General features: G+C 66.7%; 1 protein-coding gene. It reads right to left on the reverse strand.

Translation table 11 applies throughout. The features are described 5' to 3' along the window. Positions 1 to 176: 176 nt before the first annotated feature. Complete coding sequence (glpK, locus tag V3B41_RS18155; protein WP_049429098.1) at positions 177 to 1676, reverse strand: glycerol kinase GlpK; 1500 nt, start codon at positions 1674 to 1676, stop codon at positions 177 to 179. Positions 1677 to 1801 lie beyond the last annotated feature (125 nt).

The raw sequence follows: 1801 nt of genomic DNA on the forward strand, positions 1-1801 counted from the left end.
GAAAGCTGGCCAGGATCGCCTGGGGGGTCTTCAAAAGCGGTCGGGACTTTGACCCAGCCATGCTGAAAGTGGGTCAAGCCTGCTTCCAGCAGGCTTGACCGCGAACATAGGATCTCGGCTCTACAGGGGCAACCCACGTACTGTAGCCGGGCACGGCACGGCACGGCATTGCAGTTTCAATCGACGTGGAAGGCGAGGGTGGCCGCCACGGCCTGCTGCCACCCGGCATACAGCTTCTCGCGCCGGGCCACGTCCATCTGTGGCGCGAAGCGCCGGTCCAGGCCCCACTGCGCTGCGATCTGTTCGCGGCTGGTCCAGAACCCCACCGCCAGACCGGCCAGGTAGGCCGCGCCCAGTGCAGTGGTCTCGGTCAACCGTGGCCGCAGCAGCGGCACGCCGAGGATGTCGGCCTGGAAGCCGGCCAGGAAGTCATTACCGATTGCACCGCCGTCGGCGCGCAGTTCGGTCAGCGCGATGCCCGCATCGGACTGCATCGCGTCGAGCACATCGCGGGTCTGGTACGCCATCGCCTCCAGCGCTGCGCGCACGAAGTGCGCCTTGCGGGTGCCGCGGGTCAGGCCGAACATCGCGCCGCGCACATCACTGCGCCAATAGGGGGCGCCCAGGCCGACGAACGCCGGCACCAGGTAGGCGCCACCACTGTCGGGCACCTGCGCGGCCAATGCCTGGCTGTCACTGGCACGGTCGATCATGCGCAGGCCGTCGCGCAGCCACTGCACCACCGAGCCGGCGATGAAGATCGAGCCTTCCAGCGCATATTCCACACGGCCATCCAGGCCCCAGGCAATGGTGGTCAGCAGGCCGTTACGGGATCGTACCGCCTGCGTGCCGGTGTGCATCAGCATGAAGCAGCCGGTGCCATAGGTGTTCTTGACCATGCCCGGCTGGAAGCAGGCCTGGCCGAACAGCGCCGCTTGCTGGTCTCCGGCGATGCCGGCGATCGGAATCGGGTGGTCGAAGAAGAACTGCGGCCGGGTGTGCGCATACACCGCGCTGGAATCGCGTACCTGCGGCAGCATCGCGCGGGGTATGTCCAGCAGCGCCAGCAGGTCGTCATCCCAGTCCAGCGTGTGGATGTTGAACAGCAGGGTGCGCGCGGCATTGCTGTAGTCGGTCACATGCGCCTGGCCGCCACTGAGGTTCCACACAAGCCAGCTGTCGATGGTGCCGAACAGCAGCTCGCCACGCTCGGCGCGTTGCTGCGCACCTTCCACGTGGTCGAGGATCCAGCGCACCTTGGTAGCGGAGAAATAGGCGTCGATCAGCAGGCCGGTGCGTTCGCGGACCAGTGCCTCATGCCCGTCGGACTTCAGCCGCTCGCAGATGGCGTGGCTCTGCCGCGACTGCCAGACGATGGCATTGTGGATCGGCTGGCCGGTGGCGCGGTCCCAGACCACGGTGGTCTCGCGCTGGTTGGTGATGCCCAGCGCGGCGATATGGCGCGGTTCGATCTGTTCGCGGGTGAGCAGTTCGGTCAGCGTGGCATAGACGCTGGTGAGGATCTCGCGCGGGTCATGCTCGACCCAGCCCGGTTGCGGGAAGATCTGCGCGAACTCGCGCTGCGCACTGCCGACGACGTCGCCAGCACGGTCGAACAGGATCGCGCGCGAACTGGTGGTGCCCTGGTCGATGGCCAGCACGTAGCGGGGCGTCATGCAGCGTCTCCGGTAGAACGGTCAGGGTAACTTACCTTTCTCTCTGTAGAGCCGAGCCATGCTCGGCTGCTTTTCCAGCACCCCCCCCAGCAAGGCTGCGCACGACCAGGGGGGGTTCCCCCACC

The sequence above is a fragment of the Stenotrophomonas sp. SMYL89 genome (assembly GCF_036319985.1).
GTDB classification, from domain to species: domain Bacteria; phylum Pseudomonadota; class Gammaproteobacteria; order Xanthomonadales; family Xanthomonadaceae; genus Stenotrophomonas; species Stenotrophomonas maltophilia_Q.

Bases quoted from the DNA above. Each gene is read 5' to 3' on its own strand.
- glpK (WP_049429098.1), bottom strand. From the start codon at position 1,676: ATGACGCCCCGCTACGTGCTGGCCATCGACCAGGGCACCACCAGTTCG.